Origin of the sequence: Sulfuricurvum sp., assembly GCF_019163035.1 — a bacterium.
GTDB lineage: Bacteria > Campylobacterota > Campylobacteria > Campylobacterales > Sulfurimonadaceae > Sulfuricurvum.
In genome coordinates, this window is record NZ_JAFLKV010000009.1 from 1 (window position 1) to 23,154 (window position 23,154).

Sequence of the window (23,154 nt, forward strand, 5' to 3'; positions counted from 1 at the left end):
GGATTAGGTCGTTCAGAAGCGGCGTTCCATGAGTATTTAGGGTTATTGTGGGGGAAAGTTAAAAGAGCTTCCTAAAAAAGTCCCGTTATTACCCCGTTATCATCAATATCAATATGTTCTGCCGTTGGTACTTTCGGCAGACCCGGCATTGTCATCATATTACCGGCAATTGCGACGATAAATCCCGCACCGTTTTCCACTTTAACTCCACTGATTTCAACCGTATGATCCACAGGTGCGCCTCTTACATTCGGATTAGTAGAAAATGACATTTGCGTTTTTGCGATACAAACGGGGAGCTCACCATAGTGCTCCTGAAGCTTAGAAATTTCATCGCGAATAGCTGCACTGGCTGTTATATCTCTAGCGCCGTATATTTTTGTCGCAACTGTTTTGATTTTTTCCCATAAAGGCAACTTGCTATCGTATAAATAGTTAAAGCCTCCCTCACACCCATCAACGATATCAGCTACTTCTTGCGCTAACGCTTCAGCTCCCTTGCCACCCTCTGCCCAATGTTTTGAAACAATACATTTAACGCCCAATGATCTACATTTCTCTTGTACTAGCGCAGTTTCTCCATCTGTATCAAACGTAAAGTGGTTAAGTGAGACAACCACCGGCAATCCGTAGTGAGTTTGGATATTCGATATATGACGTTCTAAATTTGCAAATCCAACCTCTAAAGCTTCCATATTTTCTTGATTAAGGTGATCTTTTTCAATCCCGCCGTGATATTTCAAAGCACGAACTGTCGCCACGAGAACGACAACCGAAGGGGCTAGTTTGGCACTACGGCATTTAATATTCAAAAATTTCTCAGCCCCTAGATCTGCTCCAAAACCTGCTTCCGTCACCACGTAATCTGCCAATTTCAATGCTGTTTTAGTCGCCATAACAGAGTTACACCCATGGGCAATATTGGCAAACGGACCGCCGTGAACGATAGCGATGTTGTTTTCTAACGTTTGTACCAAATTTGGTTTAATGGCATCTTTCAAAACGGCTGCCATTGCACCATGTGCTTTTAAATCACTTGCATATATCGGTGTTGATTTATCTGATTTATAGGCAACGATAATACGCCCCAAACGCTCTTTTAAATCGGCTCGATTAACCGCTAAACATAAAATCGCCATTACCTCAGAAGCAACAACAATATCAAAACCGTCTTCTCTCAAATATCCGTTAGCAGCGCCCCCCTGCCCTATCGTTATTTCACGTAGTGCACGGTCATTCATATCCACGACACGTTTCCATTTGATTCGACGTGAATCGATCTCTAAAGCATTACCGTGATGGATGTGATTATCAATCATCGCGGCTAAAAGATTATGCGCTACCCCTATAGCATGAAAATCACCCGTAAAATGAAGGTTGATATCTTCCATCGGTACAACCTGAGAATAGCCACCTCCGGCAGCTCCCCCTTTTAACCCAAAGCAGGGTCCTAGCGAAGGTTCGCGCAAGCATATAATTGTTTTTTTACCTAACCGATTCATTGCATCGCCAAGACCAACCGTCGTTGTCGTTTTTCCCTCTCCCGCAGGAGTTGGACTGATAGCAGAAACAAGGATTAATTTTCCCTCTCGTTCTTGATGGGAGAGGCTCTCGATGTATTCTAATGAAAGCTTCGCTTTATAATGACCATAAGGATCCAACTGTTCAAAAGGGATTCCATAACTCTCTTCTGCCAGTTTGATAATAGGTTTCATTTTAGCATGTTGAGCTATTTCGATATCCGACATAGTGTTATCCTCTTCTGAATATCTTGAACTTTACCGTGTAACACTTTAGTTATTCGTTAATGGAAGGCTTAAGATGAAGAGAAATAGCATAAAACTGACTAGTTAAAAGATTCTAATGTCTCAAAATCAACAATAGTATTCGGCTCTACCGCCATAACGTCATGGGAGTAGGATAAATTTTTGTGATTACTGATACCGCTCACATACTGGACGATTGAGCTGAAATTTTCCAAATTAAAATACCCTTTTTTGTTATCTTTATAGATTTCGTCCAATCGCGGATTTTTGACATTGCTGTAAATCACGAACGGTACCGTATATTCATCTTTATACGGCGGTATAAACCCGTGCCCGTTGTTTTCGAGATTGATATTTTCTCCATGATCGGAGAGGTAGATGAGGAGCAATTTTTCCTTTTTGAATTTCTCAAAAATTTGGCTCAGAATAGTATCGCTGTAGTGGATGCTGTTATCATACTCTTCCACAATGTTTTTGGGATTTTTAAAGAGTGCCATCTCTTTGTTATATCGATTGATATAATCCGAATGTGACCCCATTAAATGTAACAGCAGCATCTCTTTTTTCGAGTTGTGTTGAAGGGAGTTTAAATATTCTATTAGCACCTCATCGGTTTTGGCATCGAGATAGTTTAGATTGGCAAAAAAGGTTGTATTCGCTTCAGAAGCCATGGAGGTTATAGTAGAGTCGTTTTTCCCTGCGCGACCTTGATTTGAAATCCAGTATGTTTCATAGTCATTCGCCTTAAAATGGGTCATTATCGAAGCCGAGTGGATATATCGGTTCTCATAATAGTGGACATTCGCTTCACTCAACTCGATAGGGATGGAATATCGGGTTTGATTGGTCGGGGCAATAGCATTAAAGAGATAGAGCTTTTTGGACTTTTGCAGTGACGTTAAAAACGGTGTGGTAGGAGAGCTATAGCCATAGAGTGCCATGTGACTTTTGTTGACACTCTCCCCCATAACAATGATGATTTTGTCATAGAGCTGATTTTTTTTGCTCGCTTTGGGTATCTTGATATGAGCTATGTATTCTTCTCTTGTTTTCAAAATTTGATCGATTTTATTTTTATCCTCGATTACGGTGCATACTTTACACGGAACACTAAACGGTTCAAACTCTCGGATCGGATTGATGTAAAACGTAACACTCAGAAGAATCAAGATGAAAACGCCTGCACCGATGATTCTAAACACTTTATACGAATGGGTGAAATGTCTCAAAAACTTGAACAAAAGAAACAATACCAATAATGAAAAAAGAACCAATCCATAATCTCGATAATCGATATAGCGTGCAATGTATTCTCTGCTCTCATAGATCGGAGATAAAAAAGCGACTTCGATACGAGGTTTGATATCCGCTAAGGTATACCCCCAATGGAGTGCAATATGCCCGATCAGGATGTTACTGAGATTGATAAAGATAATAAATACGGAAAAAAGTATTTTGCTGAACTTCGGAATCGTGATGAGCAAAAGGAGAGTAATCGCTAAAAATAGGGAATGGGTCGGATTGGGAGAAAATACCAACTGCGGCAACATCGACAAGAGTGATATCAACGTACCGAAATAAAAATAAGATTTATTGGTATGAAACTCAGTTTGAATATTTTTTTTCACGGTTCACTTTTGAAAAGTTGTATTTGATGATTTTGAATGAGGAAAGATGGTGCGCCCGAAGGAATTCGAATCCCTGACCGCCGGTACCGCAAACCGGTGCTCTATCCAGCTGAGCTACGGACGCATCTTTTAAAGAGAACGAAATTATAGCCTAAGAAGCTTATAACTATCTGAGTTGATTTATTTTGAGGACAAACTCTACTTCGGCTTTTGATAAACGGAGTTCTTTGGCAATCGTGTCGATGTCGGTTCCTTGGTTGTACCTGCTAATCACTTTTTCATCGTCCATCCCGCTAATCGAGGTTGGAAGAGAGAGGTTACGAATCCTCTCTTCGAGGTAACGGAGGCGATTTTCGGTTTTCTCTTTGTAACCGACAAAGCTATCTTCGATATGGTTCAAGGATTCTAAAATCGGAACCGACAACTCATTCACTTCACGCCCCAGTTCAGCATGGAGTGAGTTCTGTTCACGCGGCACACTCTCTTGGAGTGATGTGATGATCTCCAACTCCTGTTTGAGCCGTTTATCCATCACGAAAAGTTCACGGTGCAGATCATCCACCGCTTTGGCGATTGAACGAATTTGCGAAGAGACTTCCCCCTCTTTGGTCATAACGTAGTAAATCAGTCCTACCACAATTAGCGCTAATGCGACCAGTGCTATCTCGATTGTGTGGTTCATGCAAGCCCTTTCATCTGACGAATCATAATCCGCTCACATGCCACCATATAATAGCCCCATGCCTCTTTATCTCGCACATGGATGTTCTCAATTTTAGCCAGAGAAGGCTCAATCGCTTCAAAATAAAAAGCAATTTCACGTCGGGGAAATGTAGCTATTTCCAGTCGTCCATAATAGTATTTTCCGATCTCCAAAACGTCTGCACTGAGCTTAAAATGCTCCAAACCAATCCCCTTTATTGATGCCGCAGAAGAGAGCGCTAGACGATTTGAATTGCCATGTACCAGCAAATATTCAATTTTGTCCATCTTGCGATAAAGTTCGGCTAAGACATTGATGATCAGCAGGTTTGTTTCATCCGACTCACCACGTGTTTTAATGTGCTTTATCCCCTGTGCAATCGAATTTTCTTCTGCTTCGCTGATTTCATTAAATTCCCGCTCAAATCGCTCCACATCACCGGACACTTCCTCATACACTAAATCTATCACTGCTGTAACCAGCCTTACATTACTCATATTAGTACCTTATCTAAAATAATTAATCCGATAAACACAAATCCCAAATAGCCGTTAATGGTAAAAAAAGCCCGATCAATCTGAGTAAAATCCTTACGTACCAAATAGTGCTCGTAGGTCAGCATCCCAGCGGAAAACAGTACCGCGACACTTCCAAATATCCCAAGCTCTGCAACAGAGACAAAAGCAAACCAAAAAAGGACGCTCAACGCATGGAAGAGTGCCGAAATACTCAATGTCGCACGACTCCCGTATCGAGAGGGGATCGAATGAAGATTGTTGGTTTTATCAAACTCCATATCCTGAAGTGAATAGAGCAGATCGAATCCTGCTACCCAAAACACCACTCCGATGCTAAGCAGCAACGACCACAAAGGAACATACCCCAATACCGCAATCGCTCCTGCCATCGGTGCAAACCCAAGCGATATCCCCAAAACGATGTGTGCCATGGAGCTAAAGCGTTTGAAATAAGAGTAACTGAGTAACACGATGAGAACAGGGAGCGAGAGGTAGAGAGCCAAATCATTGATAAAATAAGCGACTCCCATAAACACAAGGGCATTCACTACCGTAAAGATGGCGATTGAACTGCCATCGAGTCGTCCATCAACACTGGGGCGTCCTGCGGTACGAGGATTATGCGCATCAAATATACGATCCACATAGCGGTTAAATCCCATGGCGGCATTGCGGGCTGTGATGGCGGCTAACGTCCCTAAAATAAGGAGTTTAAATCCAAACCACCCGTTCGCAGCAACAATCATCGCGATAAAGATAAAGGGGAGAGAAAAGACACTGTGCTGAAACATCACCAGCTCATTAAAATCCTGTAATCTTTTCGCCAACCGCTTCACAATAGCCCTTTGAAATCGTAATAACTTTATTTTATCGTAATTTCTCTTTGAGGGCACCTCATGGGTATAATACTACCAATGAAACAATTAGCAATTATCGGCTCCACTGCATCGGGAAAGAGTGATTTAGCCCTTAGACTCGCACATGAATACAATGCACTCATTTTATCTATCGATTCTCTCAGTATCTACAAAGAGATCGATATCGCCTCTGCTAAACCCTCCAAAATCGAACTCGCCTCTGTTGAGCATTTCGGGATAGATCGGTTATCCCCCAGCGAGAATGCAAGTGTCTTTACCTTTATCGATGAATACACCCGCATCCATGAGTGTGCATTGGCTGAGGATAAAAATATTATCATTGTCGGAGGTAGCAGTTTTTATCTCAAAAGCATGATCGATGGGCTATCCGAAATCCCCCTCTACTCTTCCGATACACTGCAAAAAGCGAAAATGATGCTCAACGATTTGGGTGCGTGTCATCGTCTCCTAGCTGAAATCGATCCGATTGGGATCTCTAAAATCACCCCTAACGATAGTTATAGAATCGAAAAAATGCTCCTCCTCTATCTCGAATCCGCTATGGCTCCCTCAGAGTGGTTTCGTACCCATCCGCCGAAACCTATTATTAGGGATTGTCCGATACTCAATTTAGCGGTTGAGCGGGATATTTTACGGGAACGGATAGCCCTTCGAACACAAAAAATGGTTCATGCGGGGCTAATCGACGAAGTTGCCGAGTTGGAGCGGATCTACGGAAGAGCCCCAAACAGTATGGGCTCAATCGGTATACTAGAGGTGTTGGAATATTTGGACGGGAAAATTAACAAAGATGAGCTGATAGAGCTAATTTCTACCCATACTGCACAGCTCGCCAAACGTCAGCAAACGTTTAATTGCCATCAATTTGAATTGTCTGCAAATGCAACGGTAGATGAGTGTTATAAGGTGGCGAGCGCTATTTTAAAATAGCGCTAGTGCATCTTTAGCGAGTTTTCCCCATGCGGAGTTTTTATCGGCTTTGATACTCGCATTAAATGCATCTCTCGCTTCACGTTTGTGTCCTAACCGTTGCTCAATCGCACCGATAAGATACTGTTGACGGGATCGTTTTTCATTCACTATTTTCTGAACATTTAACCCTTTTAAGACTCTTAGTGCATCGGTATCTTTACCTACGTTTTGATACGACTGCGCGAGTGTAAACTCGATGAATGGGCTTTGGGTATAGGTTTTGGTGCGTTCTTGCAGTATGAGCACTTTTTGCCCGTACGTTTGCATAAGGGTTTCATCTTTACGCTTAAGCCCCAAACTCACCATTTGGGTATAGCGTTCAATGTCTTTAAAATCGTTAGGGAATGCCCCCTCAATCGATTTTATATGTCGAATCATCCCATCACCATCCCCAACACGCTGCGCCGCATCATACATAATGCGATAAATATCATTGAGCGGAGGGTTCTTCTCTACACCTAAGAGCGTTATGAGCTCATTCCCCCCTTTGATTGCCTCTTTGTACTCACCCAAACCAAATTGTGTTTTTATCATTCGATAGAGCCATAGTTCACGCTCTTTTAATGACGGTGCTTTGAGATGTTTTTGGGCTATTTTTTTGGCGGTTGGGTACTGTGTTGTTTTAAGGGCGCAGTTAAAAAGTGATTCATCCCATTCATCGAGCAATTTAACTTTGTACATCTTTTGGAGCTTAATCGCTTCGACACATTTCCCCTCTTTCAAATAGGTTTTGGTCAGTCCAATTGCACTTTTAGAAATAATGGCATTGGTTTGCGGGTACTCCGTGGAATCGAGTCGATAAAGATCACTCTCCATATCCAATATCTCTTTGAACTTATTTTCCCCCAACAAAAGTTGCGCTTTTTTATACAACGCTTTTCGACCCACACTGTCCTCGCCGTAGCGATCAATCAGATCATTGTATTTTTTGATCTCTTTGGTGGTGTTTTTATCGCCATCTTCAAAGAAAAGCCCATCTTTTGCCCGTCGGATCTCTTCCACGAACTCACCGTATTTATAGGTGTCAAGATACTCATTAAACCGCTTAAGGGCATCATTGCGTTTTCCTGCTTTGGCTAAATGCAGTCCAAGATTTCGAAGTAGTATCTGATGCTCATCCGTTTTGGGATTGGTTTTATTTAGCAATGCCTCCGTAATCCGCGCGGCGGTTTTAGGATCTTTTCGATCCGCAAATGTTGATGCCATAGTCGATGCATCAGCATACTCTTGGCTGAAATAATTTGGATTTGCGGTGGCTATTTTTTCAACATATTCCGAAGCTTTTTTCGTATTTCCATTCGTAATCTCTATTTGTGCAAGTTTAAATGCCGCTTTTGAGGCAATCTCTACATCCGCTGTTGAGGCAAGCGCTTTTTGATAAAACATCGTCGCTTTTTTAGAATCCCCGATAACCATGCACTGTTCTGCTTTAAAAATCATCCCTAAAACTGCATATGGACTTTCGCTTTGCTCATCAAAAAGGCGATCAAAATAGTAATCCGCATCGACCACCTGACCCAATTTACTGTAAGCATTCGCAGTATAGGCTATCACTTCGGCTACACTCGGATCACCGGCATACTCACGCAAAAATTTCTTGGAAGCGGCCAGTACTTTTTCATACTCACCTAGCTGATGGTATGCCCGAATTTGATAGAGCATCAGCTCGTTTTTAAAGACGGTATTGGGATACTCTTTTAACGTTCCACTCGCACGGTCGAGTACTTTATTGTAATCTTTTGCCGCATACGCTTTTTTCATCTCCATATAATCCGTTACGTCTTGAACCCGTCTGATTTTGATGGGATTACCTTTTAGATCAAGTCCTCCGACAAACGGGAGGGGATTTTTTTTCACTTTTACCGGAAAGTTGATCGCTGACGCGGATGGGGCTGAGAGCTCCAAGAGGGGCGCTCTATTTTGAAATCCGACAACACTCCAATGGGTCGCATTTTTTACATCATTTTGAAACGTTTGAGACTCTTTGGAGAGATTAAAGTTGATCGGCAGAAGTTTCATTTTTGATTTTGGGAGGATGGTAATCAGATACCCTTTTGCCGTTGAAGAGGCACTCACGCTCAGGTGGGTGTTGTCTATCGGGGAAAAGCTTTGTTTGGGTGTGTTAGGGAAACGGCACTCGATACGCGTGGTATCACCAAACTCATTATTAGTCGGTTGGCAGGAGAATGGTGCAGAGTCTCTTAGATGGAGAATACTGTATTTCTCCCCCCCTTCTTTACCGCTTTGAATGGAGAGTTCTAAACCAAAAAGAGGAAGGCAAAGAGATAGTAGTATCCAGTATCTCAAATCTTCCCCCTTTTACTTCCTTTTAATAGCCGCTATTATACACGAATAGGGTAATAACTTTCAATAACGGGTTAACAGCGAATACGGCGAAAATCGTCCCTACCGCCGCAATACCGATAATCGTTTTAAGAGAGAGTGAGGCATTCATAAAATAGAATTTTTCATACCCGACCATCGGTTCTTTCATAAACATGAAGACGATCAATTTGAGGTAGTAATACCCTGCTATCGCTGAGTTCAATGCCATAATGAGCGCTAACACCGTATATCCTGCACTAACAGCAGAACCGATCATGTAAAGTTTACCCCAAAAAAGACCAAACGGAGGTACACCGGCGAGTGAGAGCATAAATAGCCCCATCATCACGGCACCCATCGGCATCGTTTTAATCATACCTGAGAATTTCTCATACGGGTGATCTGAACTTTGTTCCGGAAGGAGATTTTTTTGACGGTTGACCCACAACATCGTAAAGGCACCGAGATTGGTAAAGCTAAAGAGTGCCCAATACAAAAAGAGTCCCGTATTCGCCTGTGTCGTACCGATCAAAATGGCCGCCATTACAAAGCCGGCATGACTAATCGAGCTGTACGCCAACATTCGCTTCACATCGGTTTGTACCAATGCCCAAATGTTTGAAGCCGTCATCGTGACCACAACCCCGATGTAGAGGATAACTTGAAGCCATACGATTCCACTGTGAACCAAAAATTCAAACAGTCTCATCGCAACGACAAACCCTGCAATTTTAGGGACGATAGACATATATCCCGCTAACGCTGCAGATGAACCCTCATAAACGTCCGGTGTCCACGTGTGAAACGGAACCATAGAGAGTTTAAACCCGAATGCCGCGATCATAAACGCCATAGAAAGAAGAACATATCCGATATTACTGTAATGATCTTCTGCCAAAATAGTCGCGATTTGGTTAATCTCAACCGATCCGCTGATCGCATACAAAATCATCGAACCGAACGCATAAAAGCCCGCCGCCAATGCACCCATCGTAAAGTATTTGACTGCCGCTTCAAATGATTTTGAACGGTTGTGGAGTGCGATCAACGTATAGAGTGCCAAAGATGCCGTCTCAAGACCGACAAAGATCAAGATAAGATTGTCAGTAGCAACCATAAACTGGAAGCCTGCAATCATAAACAAGAAAAGGGCAAAGTACTCAGGATAATCGTACTCATGGAACCGTTTTGATGTCAATGCCAACGGTATAAAGAGCATTGAACCGGCAACAATAATGATTTGGGAGAGGATAGCAATCCCGTCCATCAACATCACATCAAAGAATCCTAAAACGGTTCCGTTTTTGAGGAAAACCCCTCCGAAATCGACCAATGCACCCAAATCGAGTAACAAAAAGAGGAGACTTATCATGACATAAAGGGATTTATGAAGCCCCCCTTTTGCCATATCGATGACCAACATAGTTAATGCCCCGACAATAGCGATAAGCATAGGAGCTAGTGTCGCTATATTAAGCGACGCTAACGAAACATGAATAGGCTCTAACATTAGTGCGCCTCCTGCATTGTGGTGATTCCGTTTTTACCTGATAAATCGGGAATGCGTGCTTTTGCTTCAGCACTTTGTGCTTTGTCGTGCATCAATTGAATGACGGACTCTACACTGTTATTGATCGGCTCTAAAACCGGCTTCGGATAAACACCCAACCAAATTGCAACAATAACCAAAGGTATCAATCCAATGAGTTCCGTGCGGTTAACATCTTTTAAATGACGATTTGCATCATTCGTAACGGTACCGAAGAACATTTTTTTATACGCTGCAAGCATATAGATAGCCCCAACGATAATTGCAACTCCGGCGGTAAGAGTCAACATATGAGATTGTTTGTAAAAACCGAGTAAACTCAAGAACTCCCCAACGAAGTTAATCGTAAGCGGTAATCCCACAGACGCCATCATCATAATCCCGAAAATGGTTGCATAACGCGGCATAACCGAAGCGAGACCGCCGAATTCAGACATCAATTTCGTATGACGTCGATCATAGATAACCCCGACGAGTAAGAACAGAGCTCCCGATACTACCCCGTGCGCCAGCATCAAGAAGACTGACCCGCTCACACCCTCAACGTTTAACGCAAACGTTCCGAGGATGATAACCCCCATGTGGGATACGGAGCTATACGCTACGACTTGTTTAATATCCTCTTGAGCATACGCCACCATCGCGGTATAGATAATCATGATGATCGCGATAATAGCGATTGGGAACATGAAAAATACCGATGCATCCGGAAATAACGGCAATGAGAAACGGACAAACGCGTAGGTTCCCATTTTGAGCAAAATCGCCGCCAAGATCACCGAACCGATGGTCGGAGCTTGACCGTGCGCATACGGAAGCCATGTGTGAAACGGAAACATCGGAACTTTGATCGCGAAACCAAAAAAGAATGCCGCAAACAACCAAAGTTGGAAATTCTCCGGCAAAATCAAACGGTACCACTCTAAGATCGAGAAGCTCCATTGACCTGTTGCTTGGTAATAGAAGTACGCCATAAAGAGCATACCGACCAACATAATCAATGATCCGGTAAACGTATAGAGGAAAAACTTGACCGACGCGTAAATACGAAGCGGTCCGCCCCATGCACCGATGATGTACAACATCGGAACCAGCGAAAGCTCCCAGAAAACGTAGAACACGATAGCATCCAATGCCGCAAAAACACCCACCATCGTCATCTCAAGGAATAACAAGGTAATAATCAAGTTTTTAATACGACGTGTTTCTGTCAACGACGCAATACCGATCAACGTGAAAAATGTTGACAAAATGATAATAAAGAGTGAAATACCGTCAACTCCAAGGAGGTAGTTAATACCAAACGCCGCGATTAGCGGAGCTGATTCCATAAACTGCATTCCTGAAACCATCGGATCGTAGGCATACCACAACCACAAAGAGAGGGCGAATTCGATAAAGGCTACCGCAATACCATACGCTCTCATACTGTTATTAGCAACAACAAATCCGAGCATCGCTGCCAATGCAGGGAAGAAAATTAAAAGTGTTAAAATATGATCTATCATCATTACTCCTTAAGCGCCAACAACGTTGTATCCAACACTAAAGGCAACGGCAAGTGTCATTAAAACGACCAAACCGACAACCATCCAACGTAGCATACTTGAGAGATTTCCATTTTGAATATGGCGTGTATTCTCACCCGTTTTGTAGATTCCATTTGCAATCGCATCGACCGTTGCATCAACAATTTTTAGATCGATCTGTTTCCATGCTATACGAGAAAGTTCTGCGTACGGTTTAGAAAACACTTCGTCATAAATTTTCGGAATATAGTATTGGTTCCATAGTAATTTATAGACAAAACTATTTTCCATTTTAGAGGTTCCATCCGGAACACTAACGCCACTATTTGCATATTTTTTGTACGCAAACAAAATTGCGGCAATAACAAACAACTGTGTTCCGATGGTCATAATCCAAAATGTCGTTTGACTGTGAATATGGTACTGCGTTGCAGGGAGCAAGTTCATGACCAACTGAAAGTAGGTCATTTTAAAGGCTCCCGCGATCATCGCCAACACGAGCAAAGGTGACATCGCTACGAGCATAAATTTATACGCTTCATGCGGATGGATACCAAAAAGTTTATAACGTTCTTCTCCGTGGAAAATGAGCGCAACAAGACGGAATGAATAGAACGCAGTCAAACCGGCAGTTACTAACAACACGGTATAGATCACATAGTGATGTTCAACAAATCCGACTTCCAAGATCAAATCTTTGGAGAAGAATCCGGCAAATGGATAGATACCCGCTAACGCAACAGAAGCAAGGGTCATCATAATAAATGTCCCTTTCATCACTTTACGCAATCCACCCATTTTAAACGGATCAAGCTCATCGTGCATTGCGTGCATAACGTTACCTGCACCGAGGAACAAGAGCGCTTTAAAGAATGCATGTGCCATAAGGTGGAACAACGCTACCCAGTACGCACCCAAACCTGCCGCTACGAACATATATCCGAGTTGTGAGAGGGTAGAGTACGCAATGATCCGTTTCATATCGCGGTTCACCAGTGCCATTGATGCGGCAAAAAGGGCAACAAATGCACCGAGGCTCGCGATAAAGATCCCGACATTCGGAATCAAATCATAAATCGGGTTCGCACGGACGACCAAATAAACCCCTGCCGTAACCATGGTTGCCGCATGGATCAACGCAGATACCGGAGTTGGACCCTCCATCGCATCGGCAAGCCATGTATGGAGTGGAAACTGTGCCGATTTACCCATCGCACCGATAAAGAGGAAAATACCGATCCAGGTAACCACAACGATTTGGAGATTTCCGACTTCAGCAAATACAACATCGTATTGCAATGATCCGGTATTCCAGTAGATCAAGAAGATACCGATCAACATCCCAAGGTCGGCGATACGATTCATGATGAACGCTTCGTTTGCTGCCCAAGTTGCCGACTCTTTGTGATACCAAAAGCCGATGAGTCCCCATGAACATAGACCGACCCCTTCCCATCCGATAAAAAGACCTGCGAAGTTGTCACTCATAACAAGTACCATCATCGAGAAAACGAACGCGGAAAGCCATGCAAAAAAGCGATTAAACCCTTTGTCATGATCCATGTATCCGATGGAGTAAACATGAACGACCGTAGAGACGATGGTAACAACCATCATCATCACGACACTCACCTGATCCACGACAAATCCGAACGGGATATACAAATCCCCTGCGGCGATCCATGTCATCATTTCCGTATGAACGGTATGTCCCCCCATAACGTATGAGAGCAAAATAGCACTGCTTACAAATGAGGTAAACAATAAGCCTGATGCCACGATACCGACATGCTGAGATTTAGGTGATCGGCTGAAAAGAGAGGCGTAAAGCGACCCTACCAGCGGAGCGAACAGTGCGATATATAAATAAAGTTCCATAGCCTATCCTCGCATTGAATTCATTTGATCTAGGTCGATCTTACCGGTACGTTTGTACCATACGATGAGAAGTCCAAGCCCGATTGCCACTTCAGATGCCGCAACTGCGATAATAAAAAAGGCAAACATTTGACCGCTCAAATCACCGATATAATGAGAGATCGCCGCAAATGCAACATTGGTCGCATTGAGCAAAATCTCCGTAGCAAAAAAGAGCATCAAAAGATTTTTTCGGCGCATAACCCCGATCAAACCGATAGCAAACAATATACTCGATAATACAAGATAATGGGTCAGTGTAATTTCCATTAGTGTCCCCCTTCTTGTGGTTCAAAGCCATCATCCATAGATAAAATATCTTCTTCGTTCATCAACGTCAACGATTTGTCCATTTTCTTACCTGCTAAAACGATCCCACCGATCATCGCAACGAGTAACATAACCGCTGCAAGTTCAAACGGAACAAGGTATTTGGTAAAGAGAACCATACCCACAGCTTGAGAGTTACCGATATTCTCTTGGATCGGATAGAGAGCTTGAATGTTGTTAGAGACAACCGGTGCAACAAAAATCGCTACTACCATGATCGCCGCTAGAACACCCAGTACAAATACGATCTGAGGATTAGTCCGTTTCTCAACCACATCACGGGTGGTATCAAAAAACATCATACCAAACGCGTACAATGCCATAACTGCTCCGGTGTAGACAATGATTTGGATCGCACCCAAAAAGTCGGCACCCAAAATAAAGAAAAATGCCGAGATGAAGATCATCCCCGCCGCCATTGCGGTAATCGCATAAAGCGCTTGACTCGTCATAACCGTGATGGTGAACATCACGATTGTGAGGGCCGCAAACAGATAAAAAGCGATTGCTTCAAACATACATGGACTCCTTAATACGCCAACGGGGTCTTTTTGACCGACGCGTCGCTTCCTGGGATGATGGCTCCGAAGCCTGGGTATTCTGCTTGTTCACCCGCTTTGAGTAGATCAAGCGGAGTTAGCATATCGTCTTTGATAACGAAATGGGCACGCTGCTCTGAAGCGTTTTCATAACGACCGCCGTGAACAATAGCAAGTTCAGGACACACTTCCGCGCAATAACCGCAGAAAATACAGCGTCCGAGGTTGATACTGTACTCCGTTACCTCTTTACGACTATTCTCGTCGATACGGGTGTCCATACGGATACAATCGGAGATACAGATTTTTTCGCACAATCCGCATCCGATACAACGCTCATACCCCGATTCCCACAAACGGAGAAGTTTATGAACCGCACGGTAACGCGGTCCGATAGGGAGTTTTTCGAGCGGGTATTGGAGCGTATGGATATCAAATTTGATCATCTCACGCATTACGACCCATAAACCGACGAAAAGTTCGCCTCGTATGGCACGTCTGAATACCTGTTTAAATTTATCCCATCCACTAACCGGATAGGTTTCGATATCGACGTAATAATAAGTCGATGACTCGCTCACGTTGCGATTCGTAAATGGTTCTTCATGATTCATAACCCAACCTCCTTAGAACATCATCACGATGCCGGTGACAACAATGTTGAGCACCGCTATCGGCATTAAAACTTTCCAACACAACCACATCAATTGGTCAGGTCGAACATCCGGCCATGCGGCACGTGTCCAGAGGAAAAAGAAAAAGAAAAACGCTACTTTTAACAAAAGCTGAAATGCACCCGCTATCGTACCGTCACCAAAACCACCCAAAAAGATGATGGCAATTACAAATGAGATAAAGAACATATTTGCGTATTCACCGATGAAGAAAAGACCCCAACGCATACCCGAATACTCGGTTCCGAAACCATCGATGATCTCATGGTCGTTTGCGACTAGATGAAACGGTGTACGACCTGTTTCTGCAAATGCCGCGATCCAAAACAGAACAAACGCTACCGGCTGTGACCAGACTATCCAGTGGGTAATTCCACCCACTTGATAGTTATTGATATCGACCAGAGACAATGAACCGACCATCATAAGCGGTGCTAACAAAGAGAGTCCCGTAATAACTTCATACGAAATAAATACCGCCGCACTACGTGCCGCAGAGATCAATGACCATTTGTTCGCCGATGCCATACCACCCAAAAGCGGTCCGTACAACCCAATCGCCATAACTCCCAAAACGTAGAGTATACCGACATTGATGTCCGCAACAATCGGGTGAACCGTGTATCCGAATGCGGTAAACTGTGGCCAAAAAGGAATCGCCGCAGATGCCATAAACGCAGTTGCGGCCGTGATAACCGGAGCGATTTTAAAAATCGGTTTAACAACGTTTTGAGGAATAATGTCCTCTTTGGTAAAGAGTTTAATCCCATCTGCCGCAACTTGGAGCAATCCGAACGGTCCGACGTGCATCGGCCCAAGTCGGCGTTGCATGAACGCCAGTACTTTACGCTCAAAATAGGTTCCAAGACCCGCGAGCGCTGAGAAGACTAACAAGATTACAACGATTTTTGCAATCGTCTCTATAATGAATGCTACATCCATGCTTTACACCTTTTGAATTGATACACTGGCAAAACGGTAACCGCCAAACAGTGCTTCAGAATTAATGTCGGTATCAAATGTCGGCAGATAGGCTATATCTCCCTCGATTTTACCGTCTTTGATGATACTCACCGCAACTTCACCGCGCGCTGTTTTCACAGTAACGCGATCTCCCTCGCTCCAGAGCGATGCTTCCATAGCCGAGGCGGATACGTACAATCCACCTTTGCTTTGGAGTTGGTGCGCTGCTGCGGTAAACAGAGAAAATTGAAGTACCGGATTCGCCAAATAGACGACTTTTTCATTCATCGCTTTGGCAGCGTCGAACACTGCAACGTTTTCATCGCCGCTAACACTTACTGCTCTATTCTCCAGTACATACCCGCGAACCTCTTCGCCCGCATTGGTATAGTAGTTCGGCAAAGTATCAAAAGCGACCGCGCTAAACCCTGCATCAACCGGAAGCTGAGCCGTGTAATCCACGGTATATTTGGCATTCAATCCCAAAGCAGAGGCAATATCGTTCAAAACATACCCGCCGTAGCTGAGTGCCGCATTGGTCGGATTTACCCGTTTGTCGATACTCGTTAGCGTCCCCTCTTGCTGATTGAGTGATGGCATATCCAAATCGCCGTTACCGAGTGCACTGAGGGTAAAATCACCCGTCGTGTTATACCCGATAGTATAACTTCCGCGCTCACTGTCCAAATCACAAATCATCGCGACACCGAGAGTGTTGGAGAGGTTTGGAATCATGGTAACACTAAATGAGGTATATTTTTCTATCAATGCTACAAGGCGTGCACAGTTTGCCGCGTTCGGATGGGTGTACAAATCAGCACCCACCATCAATGCAAATGTCTCTTTTTTCGCCAAATATTTCGTGAGGGTATCGACGAATCCCGCAGGAGCGTTCAACATCGCGAAAAGTGCGTTTTCATCCACTTCAACCTCTTTCGAGATTTTTTTCTTGATCGTTTTGGTAACCTCTTCGCTCACCTCTTCTTCCACACCGCTCTCTTCGTTAAGCACCATTTTCGTAACGGTTTCAGTCACTTTTTCATCTACACTCTCTTCGACCGTCACGGTTTTTGTTGAGTGGAATGTTGCGAGGTACTCTGAAACACTTGATGGCATTGAAGCTTTATCTCCGAAAAGATCGAGCATCAGATACAGCGCCGCCTCTTCCATCATCGGTGCATGGTTGAACTGCGTCACGTTTTTAGACATATCCGCGATGACCGGATCGTTGATCGGATGAAAATACAACCCAGCCCCTTTGTTCATAGAGAGGGCATTATTCATCGCGAAGCGAGCATTCGGGTTATCAGTTTTAAGGGCACTTCCGATAGAGACGACGAAATCGGCATTATGAACCGCTTTCAAGTCACCGCCGTAAAGCGATTTTCCGCTGATACTACTGTAACTACTCAAAAAGTTTTTCAATGCCAACGCTTCGTTGTTCACCAAACGAACACCCAATTTTTCTTTCAATCGTTGGAGAATCATCGCCTCTTCGTTGGTAATCGTGGAGGTAAAACTAATCGTATCGGCTTTTTTGAAGGCAGCGATTGCGGCATCAAATTCGCTCTGATCTTTGATAACATCACGATTTTCAAAATCGTATCCGTAGCGTCCCGCACCGCAGAGGGATACATAGTTCCACTCATTTTTAACGCGGTAAATCTTCGCATCGGTGTTCGTGATACTAGTGTGTTTAATATCGTAGCTGATTTGACATCCCGCCGAACAGTGAGCACACGTTGCAGGGATTTGTTTGTGCTCCCATGCGTTTGAGGTGTACTGATAATCACTGCTTACAAGCGCCCCGACCGGACATACCGAACTACACTCACCGCAGTTCGTACAATCGAGTGTGTCACCGCCGTTAGGGGCAATCAACGATTTATTGAGTTTATTCCACATCGCATAGGCATCTTTAGGCATAGACTCTTTGAACTCTGCCTCGATTGCATCTGATCCACGAGCTACGGTTGAGAGTGCCGCATCCCCGATCATATCTTTACAGACGGTAATACAACGCTCACACATGATACAAAGAGCCGGATCATAATGGATCAATCCCCAGTTTTGTGCCGGTTTATGAGTGTCTTTGATCGAATATGTTTGCGCGTCAACACCTACTTCAAGAGTATAGTTTTGTAACTCACATTCGCCTGACTGATCACACACACCGCATTCCAACGGATGGTTCACATCATAAACTTCCATGATTGCTCGACGCTCTGCCAAGATATTAGGGGTGGTGGTCGTAATATCCATCCCCTCTTTTGCTTTAGCGTTACACGCATAGACTTGCTTACCGTCTGCTTCGACTAAACAGATGCGACACGCCAATGTCGGCGAACATCGTGTCAAATAACAAATAGCCGGAATAAAGATACCATTGGCACGTGCCGCATTAAGGATATATTCACCCTCTTGCGTCTGAACAGCGCGTCCGTCTATGGTAATCGTGATCTCATTCATGATGCACTCCCCATCCTCATAATTTTCACCTTTTCAAAGCGGTATTGTTCATTAAGCGCGCCGAATCCGACATCGTATGCCGGAACCAGTGCAATCGTCCCTTTTAAAGTAGAATCGAGTTTAAAAATACGTTCTTGGGTGCTGTGAGGAAATTCAAGTCGAATTTTATCACCATCTGCGATTTTTGCAGCAGCCGCAAACTGTGCTGAACCACGTAAAATTGCCTCTTTTTCGAGCTGCGATGTACGCGCTGTATAACTATTGAACTGATTGATCGGGTTACAGTGATAGACAACCGTACCGTTGAACTCCGGTAAATCATCAATCTCTTCCAATACACCCTCAGCTTTTACATCCATATTTTCGAGAATATAGCCTCGATTATCCTCGCCCAATGCACTGTAAAAGTTCCCTAAATTATCAAATCCTACGCCGTTAAACCCTTTGGAGAGTGGGAGTTTTGCGGTATAGTCAATGGTGTTATCGGCTTTCACTCCCAGTGAAGATGCTAAGTCATTGAGCGTGTATCCCTCATACGCTACCGCCACATTGGTCGGCAATACGTGATGATTGATACTCACAAATGTCCCCTCTTGGCTGTTAAGCGATGGCAATGTGAGATTAACATCTCCGATGGAGCCCATCGTGTAATCGCCCGCTGCATTGTAGCCGACCACATCCTCTCCGCCATTGTCCATGTCCAATTCGCAAATCAACGACACCCCAATCGTGTTGACGTTCACAGGAATAACCACCACCGAGAACTCAGTGTAGGTCTCGATCATCGCACACAAACGGGCGATATTGGATGAGCGTTTATGGGTTATCACATCGCTTCCGATAACCAATGTTTTACGTTTTACTCGAATAAACGATTTTGTGATGTGAGCGTACTCTTCATCCCCAACATTGCTCTCAGCGCACAAATATCCCTCATCAAGTCCGTCAAAAAACGCTTGTGTTTCCTCTGAGAGATCGCACCCCTCAAGGAGAGTTTTTGCGAGCATTGCAACAACCCCCTCTTCGGTTCCCACTTCGTATTTGACGAACTGTGTTACGACATTTTGGAGCAACTCATCTTCCATCGGATGCATATACACCACTTTGGCTCCGTTATGACGAGCCGCCGTTGTAACACTATAACGAACTACTGGATTATCTGTAGTAATTCGTCCTCCGAGTACGATAATCCCATCACTCTGACACACGGCGTCGAGGCTTCCGCCGAAACCGATTTTACCGCTAATAGAGCTGTAAGCACTCATAAAGTTTTGATACGCGCGCGCTTCTTCGTTGTAGAGTTTCACACCAAGCGTCTCTTTCAACCCTTGAAGAATCATCGCCTCTTCGTTTGTAATAAGAGAGTTAAAACGGATAGCTTTCGCGTTTTGAAGAGCATGCACTGCCTGAGCGAATGAGCTCTCTTCCTTGGTTCCCTCAACATCAAAATCAAATCCAAAACGCCCTGCACCACAGAGAGTCATGTGTTCAAAATCATTCGTTACACGGTAAATCTTTGATTTTGCACCGATTAAGTTTGAAGTGTGGCGCACTTCATACGTGAGTGAACATCCTGCCGAGCAATGGACGCAGGTTGCAGGAATTTTAGAGAGTTCCCAAGCATTGGCACTGTATTGAAACTGTGAACTTACCAGTGCACCAACCGGACACACTGCGATACACTCTCCACAAAATGTACAGTCAAGTTTATCGCTGTTTTTCGGAATGACGGAGGATTTATAACCACCGAACTGGAGTTCAATTGCATCGTCTCCGATGATCTCATTACAGACATGGACACATTTTTCGCACAAGATACAAAGAGATGGGTCATAATTGATCAGCCCCCAATGCTCGATGTGGCGTGGTTGATCTTTTGCACTGAAATGTTGGCGATCCACACCGAACTCCAATGTTTTGTTTTGGAGATCACACGCCCCAGATTTATCACATACACCGCATTCCAACGGGTGATTGACATCGTAAAGACGCATGATGTTGGTGCGCTCTTGCTTCAAACGATCCGAATCAAGGGTAACTACGAGCCCTTCGGTCGGAGGAGTTTGACAACTGAGAATTAAACCCTCAGTTTTATCCGTTTCAACCACACAGAGGCGACACGATGCACACGGAGTCGTTTTTTCCAAATAACACATCGTCGGGATATAAAATCCCGCTTTGCGTGCCGCTTGGAGGATCGTCTCCCCTTTTTGTGCCGTTACGGGTTGATTGTTAATAATAAAGTTAATCATTCATCCCCCTTAATGTGCGATCATCGCGATATAGTAACAGCGCATACAGCGTTCCGCCTCTGCGAGTGCCTCTTCTTGGGTAAAGGCGTATTTCACTTCACGGTTATTATCTTTGCGTTCATCCACATGAAGAACTTCACTGTGTTGACGAGGCAATCCCGGAAGCCACCCTTGAATCTTCTCTTTTTTATCATACACTTTGAGTTTACGGAGGTGATCTTCCATAATCTCATCATTGCTGAGGGTGATCTCACCGCTTGTAACGTAACGCGATATGACCGATGAGGCACGTTTTGCTTGACCGACAGCATTAACTATCGTCATCGGACCGTATTCGCAATCTCCTGCGGCAAAAATCCCTTTGCGTGAGGTCATGTAATCTTTACCGTTTGTTTTGATCGTCGCCCATGAGGTGCGCTCGATTTCCCACTCTTCAGGGAGAAGTTTCAAATCGGCACTTTGTGAAACGGCAGGGATGAGATAATCACACGCTATCTCAAAACTCGCCCCTTCCACTTTTTCCAATGTCGGACGTCCACCATTTGGATCAGGAACCAGTTCAAAACGATCAATAATAAGCGATTTTAGAACATCGTTTTCGTCTTTCATCGCCGCAACCGCCGAGTGAAAAATAAATTCAACTCCCTCTTCGACTGCTTCATGATACTCTTCATACGTCGTATTTTTGATAATCGTCGCTTCATCACGTCGATAAAGCATAATAACTTTTGCCGCACCGGCGCGGATAGCACAGCGTACAACGTCCATCGAGGTAAATCCGCCCCCGACACATGCAAGCGTTTTGCCTCTCAAATCAACAAAATCAGCCGGTAGCATATGACGTTTTTGATCCTCTTCGGGAACCATGATGTCGTATTTAACTTGGAGGTTCACTTTATCCAAAAAGTCAATCGCACCCCAGTACCCTTGGATCTCAGGACGTTCGTTGTCACAATAGACTTTTTTCGAAATACGGGTACCCGTAGCGACGAGTGTTGCATCGTACTCATTCTCGAACGTTCTCATCATATCGGCGGTCACTTTAGAGTTCGTGATAAAATTCACCCCAAGAGAGCGTACCGCTTCGATGTCTTGATTGTATTTGTCAATCGGCATACGGTATTCAGGAACCCCAACCGCAACTTCACCGCCGAGAACCGGAAGCTCTTCATAAACATCGACATCGATACCATCCAATGCCAAATAGTACGCACCCGTAAGTCCCGCAGGCCCTGCACCGATAATCGCTACTTTTTTCCCTACTGAGGCTTTTTTCTCACTCGGGTGGAAAAATCCGAAACCGTGATCACTCTCATAATCGGCACCGAGACGTTTAAGTTCCATAATCGAAATCGGCTCATCGAGATTGGTACGACGGCACTCGGTCTCACACGGGTGAGGACAGACACGTCCGCAGGTGTGAGCCAAAGGCATCGTTTGACGAGTCGCCATCAATGAATCATCAAAACGCAAATCACGAACACCCTCGATATAAGCGGGAATATCGACATGTGCCGGACACGCATCCATACACGGTGCGGTGATTTTCGCAATATAGCTGGTATCTTCCAAATGATAATGCTTGGAGGGTTTTTGGTTCTCGATACACGCCATAAACTCTGACTCAAAGTGAGTCATCAAATCAAGCAATGGATTAGGAACCGTTTTACCGATCTCACATTTAGAGGTCTCTTGCATCGTACGTGACACCTCTTTGAGATGCTCCATATCGGCAATCGATCCCTCACCGCGAGCAATTTTATCGAGCAAATCGTATAAAATACGTCCGCCCCATCGTCCCGGTGCACAGCGTCCGCACGCTTCAGAGTAAACCTGATATTGCGCCGCGTATTCCGTTGCTAAACGAACCACATCCACATCAGGGTTGAAAAGTGCTACGCCGTCCCAACCGATAAAGGCTTTGGAGTGGGCGTGCTCGTTGTATTCCAACGGGAGGTTATAGGCAGATTTTTCCCACACATCATCGGCTTTGCCGATGTTGTTGATCTGCTCACCCCGCCACGTGGAGAAATAGACTTTGCTCACACCACTTCCTTATTTCTTGACCACAATGGTCCAGTCAGCTTCGTTGAATTTCAACGAGTTCATGAGCTCACACCCAAGTTCTTTAACCAAATCAGC

General features: G+C 44.3%; 18 protein-coding genes and 1 tRNA gene. 1 reads left to right on the forward strand and 18 read right to left on the reverse strand.

What is annotated here, in order from left to right; all coding sequences use genetic code 11:
• Positions 1–71 precede the first annotated feature (71 nt).
• The 6 genes from JZU62_RS00905 to mqnP form a co-directional block, all read right to left on the reverse strand.
• Positions 72–1,748 (reverse strand): formate--tetrahydrofolate ligase, encoded by a 1,677-nt coding sequence (locus JZU62_RS00905; protein ID WP_295011032.1) that lies wholly within the window; start codon positions 1,746–1,748, stop codon positions 72–74.
• 98 nt (positions 1,749–1,846) lie between these two features.
• Positions 1,847–3,394: a phosphoethanolamine transferase gene (locus JZU62_RS00910; protein WP_295011034.1), complete on the reverse strand. Its 1,548-nt coding sequence runs from the start codon at positions 3,392–3,394 to the stop codon at positions 1,847–1,849.
• Positions 3,395–3,441: 47 nt separating this feature from the next.
• Positions 3,442–3,518, reverse strand: a tRNA-Arg gene (locus JZU62_RS00915).
• Positions 3,519–3,560: 42 nt separating this feature from the next.
• Positions 3,561–4,076: a hypothetical protein gene (locus JZU62_RS00920; protein ID WP_295011035.1), complete on the reverse strand. Its 516-nt coding sequence runs from the start codon at positions 4,074–4,076 to the stop codon at positions 3,561–3,563.
• Positions 4,073–4,594 carry a hypothetical protein gene (locus JZU62_RS00925; protein ID WP_295011037.1) on the reverse strand — a complete coding sequence of 174 codons (522 nt, stop codon included), beginning with the start codon at positions 4,592–4,594 and terminating at the stop codon, positions 4,073–4,075. The genes JZU62_RS00920 and JZU62_RS00925 overlap by 4 nt, the downstream gene beginning before the upstream one ends.
• Complete coding sequence (mqnP, locus tag JZU62_RS00930) at positions 4,591–5,451, reverse strand: menaquinone biosynthesis prenyltransferase MqnP (RefSeq protein ID WP_295011039.1); 861 nt, start codon at positions 5,449–5,451, stop codon at positions 4,591–4,593. The genes JZU62_RS00925 and mqnP overlap by 4 nt, the downstream gene beginning before the upstream one ends.
• Before the next feature lie 60 nt (positions 5,452–5,511).
• Here mqnP and miaA point away from each other — a divergent pair, with 60 nt between their 5' ends.
• Positions 5,512–6,423, forward strand: a complete 912-nt coding sequence (gene miaA, locus JZU62_RS00935; RefSeq protein WP_295011040.1) for a tRNA (adenosine(37)-N6)-dimethylallyltransferase MiaA — start codon at positions 5,512–5,514, stop codon at positions 6,421–6,423.
• On the opposite strand, the gene JZU62_RS00940 is transcribed toward miaA, so the two are convergent.
• From JZU62_RS00940 to JZU62_RS00995, 12 genes are all read right to left on the reverse strand, one after another.
• A complete protein-coding gene (locus JZU62_RS00940; RefSeq protein WP_295011042.1) occupies positions 6,415–8,772 on the reverse strand; it encodes a tetratricopeptide repeat protein in 2,358 nt (785 codons plus the stop codon). The two genes, miaA and JZU62_RS00940, sit on opposite strands and share 9 nt — an antisense overlap.
• Before the next feature lie 22 nt (positions 8,773–8,794).
• Positions 8,795–10,300, reverse strand: coding sequence for an NADH-quinone oxidoreductase subunit NuoN (gene nuoN, locus JZU62_RS00945; protein WP_295011043.1), 1,506 nt, complete (start codon positions 10,298–10,300; stop codon positions 8,795–8,797).
• A complete protein-coding gene (locus JZU62_RS00950; protein WP_295011045.1) occupies positions 10,300–11,847 on the reverse strand; it encodes an NADH-quinone oxidoreductase subunit M in 1,548 nt (515 codons plus the stop codon). Before JZU62_RS00950 ends, nuoN begins: the two co-directional genes overlap by 1 nt.
• Positions 11,848–11,856: 9 nt before the next feature.
• A complete protein-coding gene (gene nuoL / locus JZU62_RS00955; protein WP_295011047.1) occupies positions 11,857–13,746 on the reverse strand; it encodes an NADH-quinone oxidoreductase subunit L in 1,890 nt (629 codons plus the stop codon).
• 3 nt (positions 13,747–13,749) lie between these two features.
• Positions 13,750–14,055, reverse strand: a complete 306-nt coding sequence (gene nuoK, locus JZU62_RS00960) for an NADH-quinone oxidoreductase subunit NuoK (RefSeq protein WP_295011049.1) — start codon at positions 14,053–14,055, stop codon at positions 13,750–13,752.
• Positions 14,055–14,633 (reverse strand): NADH-quinone oxidoreductase subunit J, encoded by a 579-nt coding sequence (locus JZU62_RS00965; protein ID WP_295011051.1) that lies wholly within the window; start codon positions 14,631–14,633, stop codon positions 14,055–14,057. The genes nuoK and JZU62_RS00965 overlap by 1 nt, the downstream gene beginning before the upstream one ends.
• Before the next feature lie 11 nt (positions 14,634–14,644).
• The gene (nuoI, locus tag JZU62_RS00970) at positions 14,645–15,268 is read right to left on the reverse strand and encodes an NADH-quinone oxidoreductase subunit NuoI (RefSeq protein ID WP_295011053.1); all 624 of its coding nucleotides are present in this window, start codon (positions 15,266–15,268) and stop codon (positions 14,645–14,647) included.
• A gap of 12 nt (positions 15,269–15,280) precedes the next feature.
• Positions 15,281–16,270 (reverse strand): NADH-quinone oxidoreductase subunit NuoH, encoded by a 990-nt coding sequence (gene nuoH, locus JZU62_RS00975; protein ID WP_295011054.1) that lies wholly within the window; start codon positions 16,268–16,270, stop codon positions 15,281–15,283.
• A gap of 3 nt (positions 16,271–16,273) precedes the next feature.
• Positions 16,274–18,760: an NADH-quinone oxidoreductase subunit G gene (locus tag JZU62_RS00980; protein WP_295011057.1), complete on the reverse strand. Its 2,487-nt coding sequence runs from the start codon at positions 18,758–18,760 to the stop codon at positions 16,274–16,276.
• The gene (locus tag JZU62_RS00985) at positions 18,757–21,012 is read right to left on the reverse strand and encodes a 2Fe-2S iron-sulfur cluster-binding protein (protein WP_295011059.1); all 2,256 of its coding nucleotides are present in this window, start codon (positions 21,010–21,012) and stop codon (positions 18,757–18,759) included. Before JZU62_RS00985 ends, JZU62_RS00980 begins: the two co-directional genes overlap by 4 nt.
• 9 nt (positions 21,013–21,021) lie before the next feature.
• Entirely contained in the window at positions 21,022–23,058 is a 2,037-nt protein-coding gene (locus JZU62_RS00990) for an FAD-dependent oxidoreductase (protein WP_295011061.1), read from the reverse strand.
• Between the two features lie 9 nt (positions 23,059–23,067).
• Positions 23,068–23,154 (reverse strand): NADH-ubiquinone oxidoreductase subunit E family protein (locus tag JZU62_RS00995; protein WP_295011067.1); only part of this gene is annotated, 87 nt, incomplete at its 5' end.